The following is a 17020-nucleotide window of genomic DNA, read 5'->3' on the forward strand; positions in this document are numbered from 1 at the left end:
TCTTCGTACGGTGACTGAATGATCGTCATGTCTGGCGTCCGTCATACCGCCGCGGTCGCGGTGGCGCTGCTGCTCCAGCTCCCCTCCCCCGCCGCCGCTGCCACCGTCGACGAGCCGACTCCGCCGAGCACGGCGCGTTACGACCCGGCACGGCTGTATGGCTCGGGGACACAGGTGAACGTTGTGCCGGACGGGCCGGGTGAGCCGCCGGAGGTGTCGGCGCGGTCCTGGCTGGTGGCGGACGCGCAGAGCGGGGACGTGCTGGCCGCGCACGACGCGCACCGACGGCTGCCGCCCGCGAGCACCCTGAAGGCGCTGTTCGCGGTGACGGCGCTGCCCGGGCTCGACCCGTCGAAGGAGCACCGCGTCAGCGAGGAGGAGCTGGAGGACGTCGGGTCCGGCAGCAGCCTGGTGGGCGTGCAGGCGGGGTACACCTACCGGGTGTCGGACCTGTGGAACGGGGTCTTCCTCAGCTCCGGCAACGACGCCGTGCGCGTCCTGGCCTCGATGAGCGGCGGTTGGAAGGCGACGGCCCGGCGTATGCAGGAGAAGGCGGAGGCGCTGGGCGCCCGTGACACCCGCGTGGTCTCGCCGGACGGGTACGACGCGCCGGGGCAGGTGTCCTCGGCGTACGACCTGGCGCTGTTCGGGCGGGAGGGCCTGCGCAACCCCGACTTCGTGCGGTACGCGGGGACGGCGTACGCGCGGTTCCCGTCGGGGGGCTGGTCGTACGGCATCCGGAACACCAACCGGCTGCTGACCGGCGCCGACGGGGTCCGTCGCTACCCCGGGCTGATCGGGGTCAAGAACGGCTACACAAGCGGGGCGGGCAGCACGTTGATCGCCGCGGCGCGGCGCGAGGGGCGCACGCTGGTGGTGACGGTGATGAATCCGCGCTGGGGCGGCGCCCGCGCGGTGTACGAGGAGGCCCGGGAGCTGCTCGACTGGGGTTTCGAGGTGGCGGGCCGGATCCGGCCGGTCGGCTCCCTCGCCCCGGCCCCGCCACGGTCGGCGAAGACCGTGAAGGTCACGAAGGCGGCGAAGGCCGTGAAGCCCGTGAAGGCCGCGCATGCGACGGCCGCGGCCGCGCCGCCCGCCGCCGCCGGGGTGGGGGCCGGGCGCGCCGAGGCGCCCACGCCCTCACCCGCCACCCTGTCCCCGCTCTCCCAGACGCAGGTCGTCGCCGGGTCGGATTCCTCGCCGGACGCGGGGCCTTCCGTGTCGCTCGTGTCGGCCGCGTGCGCGGGCGGCGCGCTGCTGTGGCTGGCCCGGCGGCGCGGTACGCGGCGCGGGTGGGGCGGCTGAGTCGGCCGCTCTGCCCGGAGGACGGCGGCCCGCAGGACAGGGGTGTGCCCCGAGGCGGGCCTCGGGGCACAGGGGTCAGGAGCTGCCCAGGGAGCGCTTGAGCTCTTCCTTGTTCATGGACGAGCGGCCGTGGATGTTGCGGCGCTGGGCCTCGGCGTACAGCTGGTCGTACGTAGGGCCCTGACTGCCCTTGTGGGAGCGCTGGCCGCCCCGCTTGGAGGAGGACATGTCCTGGGTCGAGCTCTTGCTCGCCGTCTTGGACTCGCCCGAGCGGGCCCGTTCCTTGTTCACCGTCCGCGCGGCGATCTCCTCGGCCCGCTTCTTGCTCTCCCCCCTGTCCAGGGCACTTTCCTTGATGTGCTCGTACTGCCGTTCCCTCTTTGGGCTCGAACCGCGAGGCATGATCCCTCCTGTTGGTGCTCGGGTCTCCCCCCTCGACCGGTCCCCCTCACCGCGCGGGTACCCGGCTCGCTCCCAGGTATGTGGAGGGAGCCGCGAGTAGAATCCAGAACGTGATCGCGTCTGCGTCGGGGCCCGCCGGGGCCGACGCCACGCGGACGGATTCGACGATCGCGGGCCTGAGCGCCGAGATCGGCCGTCTGCGTGGGGAGCTCACCCGGCGGCATCTGCTGGACCTGGCCACCGGGATCCTGGCGGCCCAGTTGGGCGCGTCTCCGGCCGAGGCCGGGCAGCATCTCGAGAGCCTGGCGCGGGTGACCGGGCTGAGCCCCGAGGATCTCGCCGCGGACGTCGTGAACGGTGTCGCCGGCACCTCCGACGCGGCGCCGCCGGTCGGTGGAGGTTCCCAAGGTCCGCTGGACGCGAGGCGGTCGCGGCGGGTGGCGACGGCCGCGGAGGCGCAGTCCACCGTCGACGAGGCGGCGGCGACGCTGCTGGAGGGCGGTCTGACGCCGCTCGGCGTACAGAGCCTGTGGCTGTGGCGGCTCACCGACAACGGATGCCTGCGGCTGGCCGGACGGGCCGGGGTGAGCGCCGCCGAGGCGGCGGTGTGGCAGTGGATTCCCCCGGTGGGGCCGACCCTCTTCCACGCGGTGGTGGCGGACGCCGCGCCGCGCTGGCTGGCGTCGGGTCCGGGCCCGGAGCAGGTGCTGCCGGGGCCGGGACCGCGGGCCGCGCGGGCCCTGCTGCCGCTGCGGGTCAAGGGCGTACCGGTGGGGGTGGCGCTCGCCGTATGGCCGGGGCCGGCCGAGCTGGACGAGGCGGTACGGCGGTCGCTGTCCGGTCTGATCGAGGTGGCGGGCACGGTCCTGGACGCGGACGCGTCCGAGCCGCCCACCGCCCCGGCGCTCATGGACGTGCTGGACGCGCTGGCGCAACCGGCGATGGTGCTGCGCGGGGACCCCGCGGCCACGGCCCTGACGGTGGAGCATCTCAACGAGGCGGCGCTCGGCGCGCTGGGCGGGACGTCCCCGCCGGCCGGGCAGCCCCTCACGCTGGCCCTGCCCTTCGCCCACGCCGAACTGGCCCGGCTGGCGCGCCGGGCCCACGCGGTGCACCGGGTGCAGGACGCGGCCCGGCTGCCGAGGGTGCGGGGGGCCGGGGCGGCCGCGCCGCTGCTCGACGTACGGATCCTGCCGGCCGGGCCGGAGCGCACGGTGGTGCTGTGGCACGTCAGCAGCGACGGCGGGCTGTCCGCGGCGCGGGCCATGGGCCATCTGCAGGGCGTGGCCACCTTCCAAGACAGCCTCTCCGGCGGGGGGACCGTGTGGTCCGCGTCGGCGTACCGCATCTTCGGCATCGATCCGCAGTCGCCTCCGCTGCCGCTGCTCGCGCTGCGGCCGTGGGTCCATCCGGACGACGGCCAGGCCCTGACCGAGCTGCTGGAGTCGCTCACCGAGCGGCAGACCGGTGGCGTTTCGGTGCTGCGGATCGTGCGTGACGACGGCACGACGCGGTACGTCCGGGTCGCCGCGGAGCCGCTGGTCGACAAAGGGGTGGTCACCGGCGTCACGGGCGTCTACCAGGACGTGTCGGAGAACCGCCGTACCGAGGCGGCGCTGACGGCCACGTTCGACCAGCTCACGGCGGTGCAGAAGCAGGCCGCGGTCCGCCATCAGCTGGCGCTGCGGCTGCAGCAGGCGATCGTGCCGGAGACGCCGGACCTGCGGCGGCTGCCCGGGCTGCTGGCGGCGGCCCGGTACCGACCGGCGGTGCAGGAGTACCGGGTGGGCGGCGACTGGTACGACGTCCTGCCCGTCTCCGGCGACCGGGTCCTGATGGCGGTGGGTGACATCGCGGGGCACGGCATCGAGTCGGCCACTGGCATGGTCGCGTTGCGCAACGCGCTGCGCGGCCTCGCGGTCACGGGAAGCACCCCGGGGCGGCTGATGGAGTGGCTCAACGAGGTGACCCTGCACACCAGCGGCCACCCGACGGCGACGGCGGTGTGCGCGCTGTACGACCCGCTCGACCGGAGCCTGACCTGGTCCAGCGCGGGCCATCTGCCGCTGTTGCTGCTACGGGAGGGCCGGGCGCGGCTGCTGGAGACGCCGGGCGACGTCCTGCTGGGGGCCGTGCCGTCGGTGACGTACCGGGAGGTCCGGACGCCACTGCGGCCGGGCGACACGCTGCTGCTGTACACGGACGGTCTGATCGAGCGGCGGCACGACGGCCTGGACGAGGGCCTGGCCCATCTGGTGGAGGTGGCCGAGAAGTTGAGCGGGTGCGCGATGCGTGAGCAGGTGGAGGGCCTGCTCGCGGGCGCGGCCGGCGACACGGACGACGACACGAGCGTGGTCGCGATCCGCGTCCAGGACTGAGCGGCCCGGAGCGGCGGTGGCCGGCCGTTCAGTGGGGGCGGGGTGGGGCGCGGTGGGTGAGCCAGTGGTGGATCAGGCCCAGCAGGTGGTCGGCGTCAACCGGTTTGGCGACGTAGTCGCTGGCTCCGGCGGCGAGGGCCTTGGCGCGGTCGCCCGGCATCGCCTTCGCGGTGACGGTGATGATGGGGAGGTCGGCGAAGCGGGGCATGGCGCGGATCTCGGCGGTGGTGGCGTAGCCGTCCATGCCGGCCATCATCACGTCCATGACGACGAGGTCGACCTCGTCGTGCCGGGCGAGCAGGTCGATGCCGGCGCGGCCGCTGTCGGCGCGCAGGACGCGTAGGCCTTCCCGTTCCAGGACCTGGGTGAGGGCGAAGACGTTGCGGGGGTCGTCGTCGACGACGAGTACGGTCCGTCCCTGCGTCGCGGGGGCGCGGGCGCCGGGTGTGGTCGGGCCGAGCAGGTCGGCGGGGGCGGCGGGGGTGGAGTCCTCGGCTCGTTCGCGCATCGGGAGGTAGAGGGTGAAGCGGCTGCCGTGTCCGACGGTGGACTCGGCGGTGATGACACCGCCGAGGAGCCGGGCCACCTCGCGGCTGATGGAGAGGCCGAGGCCGGTGCCGCCGTACTGCCGGGCGGTGGTGCCGTCGCCCTGCTGGAAGGCGCCGAATACGCTCTCCAGCCGCTCCGGCGGGATGCCGACGCCGGTGTCGGTGACGTGGAAGGCGAGCACCGGCCCGGCATCGCGCAGGGCGGCGGGGAGTTCGTCGTCGGTGGCGCGGTGGACGGCGAGCTCGACCTGTCCCTCCTCGGTGAACTTGAGCGCGTTGGAGAGCAGATTGCGCAGGACCTGGCGGAGCCGGGACTCGTCGGTGGTGAGTTCGCCGGGCAGGTCGGGCGCGGCCACCACCCGGAACTCCAGGTCGCGTTCGCCGGCGACGGGCCGGAACGTCGCCTCCAGGTAGTCCAGGAGCTGGTGCAGCGGGAAGGGTTCGGGCCGGATGTCCATCTTTCCGGCCTCGACCTTCGACAGGTCCAGGATGTCGTTGATCAGCTGGAGCAGGTCGGAGCCGGCGGAGTGGATGACCTCGGCGTAGTCGACCTGTTTGTCGGTCAGGTTGCCGTCGGGGTTCTGGGCGAGGAGCCGGGCGAGGATCAGCAGGCTGTTGAGCGGGGTGCGCAGTTCATGGCTCATGTTGGCCAGGAACTCGGACTTGTACATGGAGGTACGGGAGAGCTGCTGGGCGCGGGCCTCCAGCTCCTGGCGGGCCTGTTCGATCTCCAGGTTCTTGGACTCGATGTCGCGGTTGCGCTCGGCGAGCAGGGCCGCCTTCTCCTTCAGCTCGGCGTTGGAGCGGCGCAGTTCCTGCTGCTGCTCCTGCAACTCCTGGGAGCGGGTGCGCAGTTCGGCGGTGAGGCGCTGGGAGCGGGCGAGGAGTTCGTCGGTGCGGACGTTGGCGATCAGGGAGCTGACGTTGACGCCGACGGTCTCGATGAAGCGGTCGAGGAAGTCGCGGTGGATGTCGGAGAAGGGGTGCAGGGCGGCGAGTTCCACGGCGCCGAGGACCTGGTCCTCGACGACGACGGGCAGCACGATCAGCTGGACCGGTTCGGCGGAGCCGGTGGCGGAGGCGATGGTGGCGTAGCCGGCCGGGACGTTCTGGACGACGATGGTGCGCCGGCTCTGCGCGGCCTGGCCGACGAGGGACTGGCCGAGGCGGAAGCTGCGGGGCGGGGTGGCCGGGTCGTCGGGTGAGCCGTAGGCGGCGGTCATGACGAGGACGGTGCCGTCGTCGTCCTCCTGGGCGAGGAAGAACGCGCCGTACTGGGCCGAGACGAGCGGCGGGACCTCGGTCATGATCAGCTCGGCGAGGGCGGGGAGGTTGCCGGTGCCCTGCATCAGCCCGGACACGCGCGCGAGGTTGGTCTTGAGCCAGTCCTGGGCCTCGTTGGCGCGGATGGTGGCCCGCAGGGACTCCACCATCGCGTTGATGTTGTCCTTGAGGTCGCCGACCTCGCCGGGCGCGTCGACGGTGATGGAGCGGGTGAGGTCGCCCTCGGCGACGGCGCTGGTCACCTCGGCGATCGCCCGGACCTGGCGGGTCAGGTTCCCGGCGAGTTCGTTGACGTTCTCGGTGAGCCGCTTCCACGTACCGGAGACGCCTTCGACCTCGGCCTGTCCCCCGAGCCGTCCTTCGCTGCCGACCTCGCGGGCGACTCTGGTGACCTCGGCGGCGAAGGACGACAACTGATCGACCATGGTGTTGATCGTGGTCTTGAGTTCCAGGATCTCCCCGCGCGCGTCCACGTCGATCTTGCGGGTGAGGTCGCCGCGCGCGACGGAGGTGGTGACCTGGGCGATGTTGCGGACCTGGTTGGTGAGGTTGGTCGCCATCGAGTTGACGTTGTCGGTGAGGTCCTTCCAGGTGCCGGAGACACCGCGTACGGTCGCCTGGCCGCCGAGCTTGCCCTCGGTGCCGACCTCGCGGGCGACGCGGGTGACCTCCTCGGCGAAGGAGGAGAGCCGGTCGACCATGGTGTTGATGGTCTCCTTGAGCTCCTGGATCTCCCCGCGCGCGTCGACCCTGATCTTCTGGGTCAGGTCGCCGCGGGCGACGGCGGTGGCGACCTGGGCGATGGAGCGGACCTGGGAGGTCAGGTTGTCGGCCATGGTGTTGACGCCGGAGGTCAGCTCCAGCCACACGCCCCGGACGCGCGGCTCCCTGGCGTGGCCACCGAGCAGGCCCTGCCCGCCGACCTCGCGGGCGACCCGGGTGACCTCGGAGGTGACCAGGGACAGCTGCTCGACCATGCCGTTGTAGATGGTCGCGATCTCGCCGAGCAGCCCGCCGGCGTCGTCGGGGAGCCGGGCCGAGAGGTCTCCGTCCCGTACGGCGGTCAGACCGGCCAGCAGCTTGCGCAGTCCTTCCTCGCCCAGTTCGGCGGAGGGACCGCGGGCCGGCTGCCCGGGATCGGGCGGACGGGGATGCACGTCCATCGTCGCCTCGCGCTGTCATGACGCACGGTGTCGGTGCCGTGGCGGCGCGCCCGAGGACGTGCTCGTACGGCTCCTCCACTCTGGCACGGCGGGTGCCCGTCGACATCCGGAGCCCCGGCGGGGGTGGGAGCGCCCGCTCAGCGGGGCGCGGGCATCTCGAACCAGACGGCCTTTCCTGTCGTCCGGGGAGCCCATCCCCACCGGGTGGAGAGCCGTTGCAGCAGGTACAGGCCGTGCCCGGAGGGGGTGGCGGCCCGGTGCCGGTGCGGCTGGGGGCGTACGGCGCTGGTGTCGCTGACCTGGATCCACAGCCGGTCGTCGGTGCGGTCGATCCGCAGCTCGTACGGCGAGCCACCGTGCGTACAGGCGTTGGTGACGACCTCCGAGACCAGCAGCAGCACGTCCTCGGCCAGCGCCCGGTCCTCGGGCTCAGGCAGGACGCACCACTCCTCGAGCACCTGGCGGGTCAGGTCCCGGCACGTACCCACCACACCCTGCCCGCCGTCCACCGGGAAGCGCCGGCTGTCGGTTCGCAACCCCTCCAGTTGTCCGCGATTCATACGGTGCCGCTTCCCAGGAACCGAGATTCGAAGCACAAGAAATAGCGTCAAAGCTCATCAAAAGGGCATCCTGGTGACAGGACGCTCGGACGACGGACCCGCCCGCTGCCAGGCGGCGCAGGGCCCCCGACCCGTCGAAGGAGCATGATGTCCACCACCCGCCGCAACGCCGTCCCCGCACGCTCCCCCGCCGCGACCGACGCGCAGGAGGTGCGGCGCATCGCCCTGGACGGTCTGCCGGAGATCTCCCGGCCCCGGGAGGTCGGTACGGACGACGCGCAGACGCTCTCCCTGGCGCTGTTCCGGCGGCTCGCCGAGCTGGAGGAGGGCGGCGCCGAGCACGCGTACGTCCGCAACACGCTGGTCGAGCTCAATCTCAGCCTGGTGAAGTTCGCCGCACGGCGGTTCAAGAGCCGGACCGAGCCGATGGAGGACATCGTCCAGGTCGGCACGATCGGCCTGATCAAGGCGATCAACCGGTTCGACGTGGAGCGCGAGGTGGAGTTCGCGTCGTTCGCGCTGCCGACGATCGTCGGCGAGATGAAGCGCTTCTTCCGTGACACCAGCTGGGCCGTGCAGGTGCCCCGGCGCCTCCAGGAGCTGCGGATCGCCCTGGCCAAGGCGCTGGACGTGCTGGAGCAGGAGCTGGGTCGGCGGCCCACCACCGCCGAGCTCGCCGCGTACCTCCACGTCAGCGAGGAAGAGGTTGCGGAGGGTGAGCAGGCGGCCAACGGCTATGCGGCGCGCTCCCTCGACTCCCCGCTCGACGAGGACGAGCCCGCCACCAACACGGTCGTACGCCGCCTCGGCATGGAGGAGCATGCCTTCGATCTGGTGGAGTCGCTGGAGTCCCTCAAGCCCCTCATCGCCCGACTCGACGAGCGCGAGCGGACGATCCTGCGGCTGCGGTTCGGCGAGGAGCTGACCCAGTCCGAGATCGGGGCCAGGCTCGGGCTCTCCCAGATGCACATCTCACGGCTGCTGGCCGGGATCCTGGAGCGGCTGCGGGCCGGTCTGCTGGAGGATCCGCCGGACGACGGCGCTACCGGCCCGCCGGCCGGTGCCGCGGCGCGCGCGAAGGCAGCGTGATCTCCAGCCATACGACCTTGCCGCGGTCGCGCGCCACCGACCCCCAGTCCTCGGCGAGCCGCTGGAGCACCATCAGGCCGTGACCGCCCGGCAGCGAGGCGTCCCGGGGGGCGCGTGGGAGGGGCGGGTCGGGGTTGGCGTCGGCGACCTCGACGCGAAGCTGCCCTTCCCGGTGGCGCAGGACCAGCTCCTGGGGGCCGCCCGCGTGCAGACAGGCGTTGGTCACCACTTCGGAGACCAGCAGCAGCACGTCCTCGACGCACTCCCGGTCCTCCTCGTCCGCGGGCGGGGTCCACCCCCAGTCCGCGAGCGCCCGCGCGGTGAAGTCACGGCAGCGGGTCACCACTCCCTTGGTGCCGTACAGCGCCAGGCGGCGCGTCTGGCCCGCCTCGGGCTGCCTCTCCGTCATCGCCACCACGGCCTCTCTCACCGCTCAGGGGGCGGCTGAGCCAACGCCTCGTCCAGGTCGGAGTGCACCCGGAAGACCGCGTGCGCGCCGGTGATCTCGAACATCCGCACCACAGGAGGCCGCAGCCCCGCCAGTTCCAGGGAGCCGCCCGCTTCCAGGGCGGCCAGCCGCGCCCGGAGCAGGACGTTCAGCCCGGTGGAGTCGCAGAACTTCAAGGAGGAGCAGTCCACGACAAGCCGGCCGGAGCCCGCGGAGATCTCCTCGTCCAGGGCGGTACGCAGGGGCGCGGCGGTGTCGTGGTCCAGCTCGCCGTCCAGGGCGAGGACGACGGCGCCCTCGGCCTGGCGCACCGCGACGCCGAAGCGTCCCCGCCCCGCCGTGCCTCTGTCCCCCGGCTCCCCGGGTGTGCCCGGGGCGGCTTCTGGTGCGCTCTCCGGTGCCATCGGTCCACCGCCTTCTTCGGATGGTCCTCGCGTAAGGATCCTGCCCCGGATCGGGCTCCCCAGCCCCTCCGTCCTGCCCGACCGAGGCTGCCCGTCCGGCGCGGGGGTCACCGTCCCTTGCGGCCGGTGAGGGGTGTCGGGGGCGTGGGCGGGCCGCCGGTCGTGGCCTGGGGCGCGTTCGGGGCGAGGCGGCCGACGGGGCGGCCCTTGCCGAGGTAGCGCTCGGCGGCGTACACCGCCTCACGCGCGGTGCGTTCTCCCATGAGGACACAGAGGGTGTAGGCCGTGTCCTCGAAGCGCCTGCGTACGGCGAGGTCGTGCGGTTTCGACAGCACCACACGTTCCTGCACCCGGTAGTGGTGCAGGAGCCGCTCGATGGTGGTCTTGTCGGGCAGCAGCATCAATGACCTCCTGACACGGGCCCGGACCTCCCATCCTGCACGCGGGCCTTGGCCCACGCGACCGGCGCGGTGACGCCGTGTGACGGGGAGTCTGGAGCGGGGAGGCGGCCGGGCGGGGGCCGGGGCTACGCCGGGCGGGTGAGCGGGGGCGGGAACACGCCGCGAACGGGGTGCACCGGTGGCCCCCCACGCGCGAGGCGTGGGAGGCCACCGACTTTTGCCTGGTACGGCAGTTGCCGCGAACGGCGACGGCCTGGGCGCTACATGGCCCCGCCGATGTCGCCCTGCTCGCTCTGCTCCTGCAGCTTGCGGGCCTTCTCCTGCAGCCTCTCGCGCTCACGCGGGTCGGTCGCACGCTCGGCCTGCTCGGTCAGCTGCTGAGCCTTCTGGCGCATCTGCTGGGCACGGTTGCGGGACTCGTCTGCAACGCTCATGGTCACTCCTTGTGACTAGGGGGAGCTGGTGCCCCTTCAGGCAACCAGCACCCCCGCGCATGCGCATCTTGAAGGGTTACGCTCCGCTACCGCGCTGCCTTCCAGACGGTCGGTGTGCCGGGCTCACAGCGTCACGACCGTCGTCTCGGTCGCCTTGACGCTGGTCCACACCTCCGTGCCGTCGGCGAGGGCGAGTTCGGCGGCGGCCTGCGGGGTGATCTCGGCGACCAGGTCGGGCACCCGCTCCGAGGTGATCAGGACGCGAAGCCGGCTGCCGCTGGCCGTGATCTCCCGTACGGTGCCGGGCCAGACGTTACGGGGGCTGCCGCCGGGCCGGTCGCGGTGGACGGAGACGGCCTCGGGGGCGATGATCGCGAGGGCGTCGGTGCCGGCGGGCAGCGGGTCGGCGACGACGAGCACTCCCCCGCCCGGGAGGCTGAGGCCGTCGGCGGTGGCGGTACCGGGCCAGGCGTTGCGGCCGAGCATCCGGGCGACCCACGGGGAGCGGGGGTGGCGGGTCACCTCGGCGGGCGGCGCGTCCTGGAGGGCGCGGCCGTCGTCGAGGACGAGGACGCGGTCGGCGAGGGAGACCGCCTCGACCGGGTCGTGGGTGACGATCAGACAGACCCCGCCGAAGCCTTCGAGGTGGGTGCGCAGGGTGTGGCGGACATGGGCGCGGGTGGTCTGGTCGAGGGCGGCGAGGGGTTCGTCGAGCAGCAGCAGCCGGGGCCGGGCGGCGAGCGCTCGGGCGAGGGCGACGCGCTGGGCCTGGCCGCCGGAGAGCTGGCCGGGGCGGCGGTGGGCGAGGTGGCCGACGCCGAGCCTCTCCAGCCACTGCCGCGCGGTCCGCCGGGCCTCGGCGCGGGACACGCCGTGGGCGCGCAGCCCGTACGCGGTGTTGGCGAGGGCGCTCATGTGCGGGAACAGGGCGCCGTCCTGCGGGACCCAGGCGACACCGCGGCGGTGCGGGGGCAGATCGGTGACGTCGGTGCCGCCGAGCCGCAGCGCGGCGTGGGCGCGCGGGGTGAGACCGAGCAGGGCGCGCAGCAGGGTGGTCTTTCCGGCGCCATTGGGGCCGACGACGGCGATGGTGGTGCCTGGTGCGGCGTCGAGCGTGAGCTGGTTGAAGCCGGTGACCTCGGCGTGCAGGGGCCAGGACTCGCGCGGCGCCGGTACGGGGGCGGGGGCCGGGGTCTCGGCGGGGGCCGGTTCGGTGTCGGGCGGCGTGGGCCTGGCGGCGTACGCGCGGGTGGTCGGCGTGGCGGTCCAGCGGCCGCGCAGGGCGATGAGGACCAGCATCGCGATGGCGAGCAGCAGCAGGGAGACGGAGGTCGCCGCCTCGGGCTCCTCCTGGAGCAGCAGATAGACCTGGAGCGGCAAGGTCTGGGTGGTGCCGGGGAGGTTGCCGGCGAAGGTGATGGTGGCGCCGAACTCGCCGAGCGCCCGGGCCCAGGTGAGGGCGGCTCCGGCGACGAGGCCGGGGGCGACCATGGGCAGGGTGACGGTGAAGAAGACCCGTACCGGCGAGGCGCCGAGGGACGCGGCGGTCTCCTCGTAGCCGGGGCGCAGTCCGCCGAGCGCCCCTTCGAGGCTGATGACGAGGAACGGCATGGCGACGAAGGTCGCGGCGACGACGGCGCCGGAGGTGTGGAACGGCAGGGTGAGGCCGAAGGTGTCCTCCAGCCAGGGGCCGAGCAGTCCGCGCCGGCCGAAGGCGAGCAGCAGGGCGACGCCGCCGACGGTGGGCGGCAGGACCATCGGCAGCAGGACCAGGGAGCGTACGAACGCCTTGCCGGGGAAGTCGACGCGGGCCAGCAGCCAGGCCAGCGGCACTCCGAGGATCAGGGAGAGGCCGAGCGCCCAGAGGGAGACGACCAGCGACAGCTTGAGGGCCTCGGTGGTGCCGGGGCTGCTGAGGTGGGCGGCGAGTTCGCTCCAGCGGGTACGGAACAGGATGCCGATCAGCGGCAGCAGCAGGAAGGCGACGGCGAGCGCGGCGGGCACGGCGAGCGTGAGCGGGGTGCGGGGTCCGCGGGCGCGGCGGGCGGGGAGGCGGCTCATCGGAGGGTCCTGGGGTGGGGAGGGGAGGGGCTGCCCGGTCCCCCGGCCGGCGAGTCCCATGACAGCGGGTACGCCGGGGCGTACGGGTGCGGGGTTACGGCTTCTGGAAGCCCGCGTCCTGGAGGATCTTCTGGGCCGCGGGCGTGCTGAGCCAGGCCACGAAGGCGGCCGCGGCGTCGGCGTTCTTGGAGGTCTTCAGGGTGGCCGCCGGGTAGGAGGCGATCTGGTTCTGCGCGTCCGGGATCTCCACCGCGTCGACCTTGTCGGCCGCGCCGGCGGCGTCGGTCTTGTAGACGAGACCGGCGTCGGCCTCGCCGAGCTCGACCTTGCTGAGGACGCCCCGGACGTTCGGCTCCTGGGAAGCCGGCTTGACCGTGACCTTCTGCGCGTCCAGGACCTTCTTGCTGTAGCGCCCGGCGGGGACCTCGGGGGCAGCGAGGACGACCTTGAGCTTCGGGTCGCCGAGGTCCTTCAGCTCGTCGATCTTCTTCGGGTTGCCCTCGACGGTGGCGATGACCAGGCGGTTCTTGGCGATGACGGTCGGCGTGCCGGTCTCGGCCCGCAGGCCGTCCATCGTCTTGGTGTCGGCGGTGACCAGGGCGTCGGCGGGGGCGCCCTGCCTCACCTGGGCGGCGAGCTCCTGGGAGCCGGCGAAGGAGAAGGTGATTCTGGTGCCGGGGTGGGACTTCTCGTAGGCGGCGCCGGCGGTCTTGAAGACGTCGGTGAGCGACGCCGCGGCGAGCACGGTCAGCTTCGTCCCGGGGGCGGTGGACCCCTTGGCGCCCGAGTCCTTCGTGGCGTCGTCGCCGCAGGCGGCGAGGGGGACGAGGAGGGCTGCGGTGAGCACGGCGGCGGCTGCGCGGCGGCGGTTGAGGGTCATGGAGGTGGAGCTCCTGGAGGGCGTGGACGGCGGGCACGAGCCGTCCGAGCGGACGGTGAAGAGCCACGCCGGGGACGGGCGGCGCCGCTGGTGTCACTGGTGTCGCTGGTGTGGCACTGGGGAGCAGGAGATGAACGGGGACGTGGGCGGGGAGGCGGCCGAGGGGTCAGGTGCGGTCGATGTGCACGCTGGTCGACTTCACGCGGGCGGTGGCCTGCATGCCGACCTCGAGACCGAGCTCCTCAACCGCCTCCCGGGTGAGCAGGGAGACCAGGCGGTGGGGGCCGGCCTGGATCTCGATCTGCGCGGCGACGTCGCCGAGTTTGACGGCGGTGACGATGCCGGGGAAGGCGTTACGGGCGGAGGTGTACGGGGCCTCGTCCTCGCCCTGGCCGCTCTGGGCGACCTCGACGGAGAACGCGGCCAGATCCCGGCCGTCGATGAGTCGCCGGCCGGCCTCGTCGCGATGGGTCGCGACCCGCCCGGCGTCCGCCCAGCGGCGGACGGTGTCGGGTGAGACACCGAGGAGACGGGCCGCCTGACCGATCGTGTAGGACTGCATATGCGACACGCTAGGCCGCCTGGCCTCTTATGTGCAATTGATCGCCGCGATTTCTGTAGCAGATGCCAGGCCGCTTAGAGAAAGCGACAAGTTCCACGATCCAGAAACCGAGGCTCGCATCGCGGAATCACTCGCACTCGCCTCGTGAACGGACGGTCTCCGAACTCACGCCCAGCAGCCCCGCCGCCTGCCCAAGGCTGTACGACGGCACATCGGCGCTCCAGGGCAGGGGCGGGGCGTGGGGCAGGCGCGGGGCCGGGTGGTCAGGGCCGTCGGCGGAGGGCTCGGCGGCGGTCCTCCTCTGCGTGGACGAGGTCCGCGAGGCGCTGGGTCTCCGGGCTGAGGACGATGGGCCGTTTCTCGTCCTCGCCGGTGAGGACGCCCTGCTCCCGCAGCTGCCGGTCGTAGACCATCACGGGCGGGTACGGATCGGGGTCGGAGGGGCGCGGGCCCTCCGGGCCTTCGGGCCCGACCCGGACCAGCCGTTCGACCCGTACGATCCTGAACCGGCGTCCCTCGACGGTCAGTTCGTCGGTGCGCCGCTCGTCGAATCGGTCGGCCGCGGCCATGTAGGGGGCGTGCAGGGCGGGATCGGGTCCCAGTTCCCAGGGGATCATCACCCGGAGTTTCATGGCGAGGCCGTCGCGGGCGGCCTGCGGGGTGATGCAGGCGCCGCCGGACTCGGGGCGCCAGCGGCCCCGTACGTGCTCGGCGGTCATGAAGGTGGCGGGCAGCAGCACGCCGCCCGGGTGGGTCCGGGCCGCGCGCACCGAGTCCTCGCGGACGTCGTCGGGGACGGTGCCGGCCTTGCGGACCAGGGAGAGCAGCTCCACCTTGAGGATGCCCTCGGACATGCCGGTGGCCGTCAGCGGGTCGATGACGAACCCTTCGGTCGGGCAGCGCGCGCTGTGCGACCCGCCCGGCGGGGCCGGGTCGGGGTCGGAGGGGCGGGGCGGCTCGGGCCCGTCGGGTCCGGAGCGGACGAAGACCTCGGCCCGCACGACCCGGTGGCGTACGCCGAGGACGGTCAGCTCGTCGAGGGGCTCCCAGTCCATGAGCTCGACCGCCCGCGCGCACGCCTCCTGCGCGGCCCGGTCGCCGTCCTGTTCGGCCTGCTGGAGGAGTCTGCGGAACTGGGACCCCATGGCGTCCCGGCCGTCCTGCGGGGTGTCGCCGGAGACGGAGTCGAGCAGCTCCCACCCGCCGTGCTCGCGCTCCCGCGCGACGCCGAAGACCGCACCGCCGGCGGAGAGGAGATCGGGATACTTCTCGCGTGCCTCCCATGCCTCCACGTCCGCCACCGCGGCGACCGGCTGGTCGAGGGCGGTCATACGGATCGTGCGGTACGCGGGCACGTTGTCACCCAGGTCTGTCATGGGGCCCAGCGTGCCCACGCCGGGCGTCCCGCAGGGGTGAATCGACCCAACAGTCGCAACGGTTGGATCGGGCACGGGCCGGGCGGCCGGACGTGCGGCGGATCAGCGTTCGACCGGCAGGCCGCGCGGTTCCTTGATGCGCTTCATGATGATCTGGGAGTTGACCTCGGTGACTCCGGCGAGGGTGGTGAGGCGTTCGATCCACAGCCGTTCGTACGCGGCGAGGTCGGCGACGGCGATCCGCAGCAGACAGCCGGGGCTGCCGAAGAGGCGGTACGCCTCGATGACGTCGGGGATCGTCTTCAGGGCCTCCTCGAACGCCTCCACGGTCTCCCGGTCGCGGCGCACCTCGATGGAGACGAGCACCTCGAAGCCGCGGCCGACCGCCTCCGGGTCGACGATCGCGCGGTAGCCCTGGATGACGCCGTCCTGCTCCAGCTGGCGCACCCGGCGCATGCAGGGCGAGGGGCTCAGGCCCACGCGGTGGGCGAGCTCCTGGTTGGTGAGCCGCCCGTCGCTCTGGAGCTCGCGCAAGATACTGAGATCGATAGCGTCCATGACGCAATTATCCCCCACGATTCCGGTGGAACCTCGCGGATCTTGGCAAGCACATTGCGCGCCGATCCACCTATCGTTGCGGTTGTCATACAAGCACTGGGAAGGGCATGGCGTGGAGCGGGTAGAGACACCGGAGCAGCAGCGGCGGATCGTCGTGATCAGCACGGGCGGCACCATCGCCAGCCGCTGGCAGGGCACCGGATTCGCCGCCGACGCCAGCGGCCGGGACGTGATGGCCACCGCGGCGCTCCCCGAGGGGATATCCGTCGAGGTCGTCGACCTCTTCAGCGTGAACAGCCCCCGGCTGACCTCCGCCCAGCAGCTCACCCTGCTGCGCACGGTCCACGACGTGCTGGCCGACCCGGGCGTGGCCGGGATCGTCGTCGCCCACGGCACGGACACCCTGGAGGAGTCCGCCTTCCTGCTCGACCTGTACCACCACGACCCGCGCCCGGTGGTCCTCACCGGCGCGCAGCGGCCCATGGGCACGGAGGACGGCGACGGTCCGGGCAATCTCTACGACGCCCTGCTCACCGCCGCCTCGGTACGCGGCCTGGGGGTCCTGGTCGTCTTCGACGGCAAGGTCCATGCGGCCCGCGGCACCGTCAAGGCGCAGACGCTGGCCCTCGACGCGTTCGCCGACCCGTCCGGGCCGCGCCTGGGCAACGTCGGCTTCGGTAAGGTCACCGTCCTGCGCCACCCCGAGCGCCCCGCGCCCCTCGGGCTCCCGGACGCCACGCCTGACACGCTGCCCCGGGTCGACATGGTCATGCACCACGTGGACGCCGACCCGCTGCTGCTGAACGCCGCCGTGCAGGCCGGCGCCCAGGGCATCGTGCTGATCGCCACCGGCGCCGGGAACGCCACCCCCGAGTTCGTCGACGCGGTCGCCGCCGCCGTGGAGCGGGGCGTCCTGGTGGCGCTCACCACGCGGGTGGCGGCCGGGCCGGTCACCGAGATCTACACCCACGGCGGCGCCGTGGACCTGGTCGCGGCGGGCGCCGTGCCGACCGGCACGCTCCGCGCGGGCCAGGCCCGGATCGCCGTCCTCGCGGCGCTGCTCGACGCCGAGGCCGACTCCCGGACCGAGGTGCTGCGCCGACTGCTCGGTCAGCCGGCCGGTGAGCCCGCGGGCGCCGTCCTGGCCGCCCTCTCCGCCTGACCTTC

The 17020-nt window shown here is 73.1% G+C and carries 16 protein-coding genes; 4 read left to right on the forward strand and 12 right to left on the reverse strand.

All coding sequences use genetic code 11. The annotated features are described in order from the left end of the window. Positions 1 to 18: 18 nt before the first annotated feature. Positions 19 to 1305 (forward strand): D-alanyl-D-alanine carboxypeptidase family protein, encoded by a 1287-nt coding sequence (locus ACZ7LT_RS27075; protein ID WP_471238715.1) that lies wholly within the window; start codon positions 19 to 21, stop codon positions 1303 to 1305. Between the two features lie 75 nt (positions 1306 to 1380). Here the strand turns inward: ACZ7LT_RS27075 and ACZ7LT_RS27080 are convergent, their stop codons facing one another. Continuing rightward, positions 1381 to 1707, reverse strand: a complete 327-nt coding sequence (locus tag ACZ7LT_RS27080) for a plasmid stabilization protein (RefSeq protein WP_471238716.1) — start codon at positions 1705 to 1707, stop codon at positions 1381 to 1383. Between the two features lie 110 nt (positions 1708 to 1817). Between ACZ7LT_RS27080 and ACZ7LT_RS27085 the strand changes: the two genes are divergently transcribed. After that, entirely contained in the window at positions 1818 to 4085 is a 2268-nt protein-coding gene (locus ACZ7LT_RS27085) for a SpoIIE family protein phosphatase (protein ID WP_471238717.1), read from the forward strand. Positions 4086 to 4113: 28 nt separating this feature from the next. On the opposite strand, the gene ACZ7LT_RS27090 is transcribed toward ACZ7LT_RS27085, so the two are convergent. Then, on the reverse strand, positions 4114 to 7080 hold the full coding sequence (locus tag ACZ7LT_RS27090; protein ID WP_471238718.1) for a hybrid sensor histidine kinase/response regulator: 2967 nt from the start codon (positions 7078 to 7080) through the stop codon (positions 4114 to 4116). Positions 7081 to 7217: 137 nt separating this feature from the next. Then, on the reverse strand, positions 7218 to 7640 hold the full coding sequence (locus ACZ7LT_RS27095; protein WP_471238719.1) for an ATP-binding protein: 423 nt from the start codon (positions 7638 to 7640) through the stop codon (positions 7218 to 7220). 147 nt (positions 7641 to 7787) lie between these two features. On the opposite strand from ACZ7LT_RS27095, the gene ACZ7LT_RS27100 reads away from it, so the two are divergent. Then, positions 7788 to 8729, forward strand: coding sequence for a SigB/SigF/SigG family RNA polymerase sigma factor (locus ACZ7LT_RS27100; RefSeq protein ID WP_471238865.1), 942 nt, complete (start codon positions 7788 to 7790; stop codon positions 8727 to 8729). On the opposite strand, the gene ACZ7LT_RS27105 is transcribed toward ACZ7LT_RS27100, so the two are convergent. The 9 genes from ACZ7LT_RS27105 to ACZ7LT_RS27145 form a co-directional block, all read right to left on the reverse strand. Beyond that, entirely contained in the window at positions 8683 to 9138 is a 456-nt protein-coding gene (locus ACZ7LT_RS27105; protein ID WP_471238720.1) for an ATP-binding protein, read from the reverse strand. The genes ACZ7LT_RS27100 and ACZ7LT_RS27105 overlap by 47 nt on opposite strands. 17 nt (positions 9139 to 9155) lie before the next feature. Further along, positions 9156 to 9581, reverse strand: coding sequence for an STAS domain-containing protein (locus ACZ7LT_RS27110; protein ID WP_471238721.1), 426 nt, complete (start codon positions 9579 to 9581; stop codon positions 9156 to 9158). A gap of 107 nt (positions 9582 to 9688) precedes the next feature. Continuing rightward, positions 9689 to 9982, reverse strand: a complete 294-nt coding sequence (locus ACZ7LT_RS27115; protein ID WP_471238722.1) for a DUF5133 domain-containing protein — start codon at positions 9980 to 9982, stop codon at positions 9689 to 9691. Positions 9983 to 10242: 260 nt separating this feature from the next. Then, entirely contained in the window at positions 10243 to 10416 is a 174-nt protein-coding gene (locus ACZ7LT_RS27120; protein WP_471238723.1) for a DUF6381 family protein, read from the reverse strand. A gap of 123 nt (positions 10417 to 10539) precedes the next feature. After that, positions 10540 to 12477, reverse strand: coding sequence for an ABC transporter permease (locus ACZ7LT_RS27125; protein ID WP_471238724.1), 1938 nt, complete (start codon positions 12475 to 12477; stop codon positions 10540 to 10542). Positions 12478 to 12571: 94 nt separating this feature from the next. Beyond that, on the reverse strand, positions 12572 to 13357 hold the full coding sequence (gene modA, locus ACZ7LT_RS27130; RefSeq protein WP_471238725.1) for a molybdate ABC transporter substrate-binding protein: 786 nt from the start codon (positions 13355 to 13357) through the stop codon (positions 12572 to 12574). Positions 13358 to 13523: 166 nt separating this feature from the next. Then, entirely contained in the window at positions 13524 to 13919 is a 396-nt protein-coding gene (locus ACZ7LT_RS27135; RefSeq protein ID WP_471238726.1) for a TOBE domain-containing protein, read from the reverse strand. A 263-nt stretch (positions 13920 to 14182) separates the two neighbouring features. Beyond that, positions 14183 to 15295, reverse strand: coding sequence for a DUF5954 family protein (locus tag ACZ7LT_RS27140; RefSeq protein ID WP_471238727.1), 1113 nt, complete (start codon positions 15293 to 15295; stop codon positions 14183 to 14185). A 102-nt stretch (positions 15296 to 15397) separates the two neighbouring features. Continuing rightward, positions 15398 to 15853, reverse strand: coding sequence for an Lrp/AsnC family transcriptional regulator (locus ACZ7LT_RS27145; protein WP_471238728.1), 456 nt, complete (start codon positions 15851 to 15853; stop codon positions 15398 to 15400). Positions 15854 to 15965: 112 nt separating this feature from the next. Between ACZ7LT_RS27145 and ACZ7LT_RS27150 the strand changes: the two genes are divergently transcribed. Then, positions 15966 to 17015 carry an asparaginase gene (locus ACZ7LT_RS27150; protein ID WP_471238729.1) on the forward strand — a complete coding sequence of 350 codons (1050 nt, stop codon included), beginning with the start codon at positions 15966 to 15968 and terminating at the stop codon, positions 17013 to 17015. The last annotated feature ends 5 nt before the right edge of the window (positions 17016 to 17020 follow it).

This window comes from Streptomyces sp. NPDC039465, assembly GCF_055639315.1.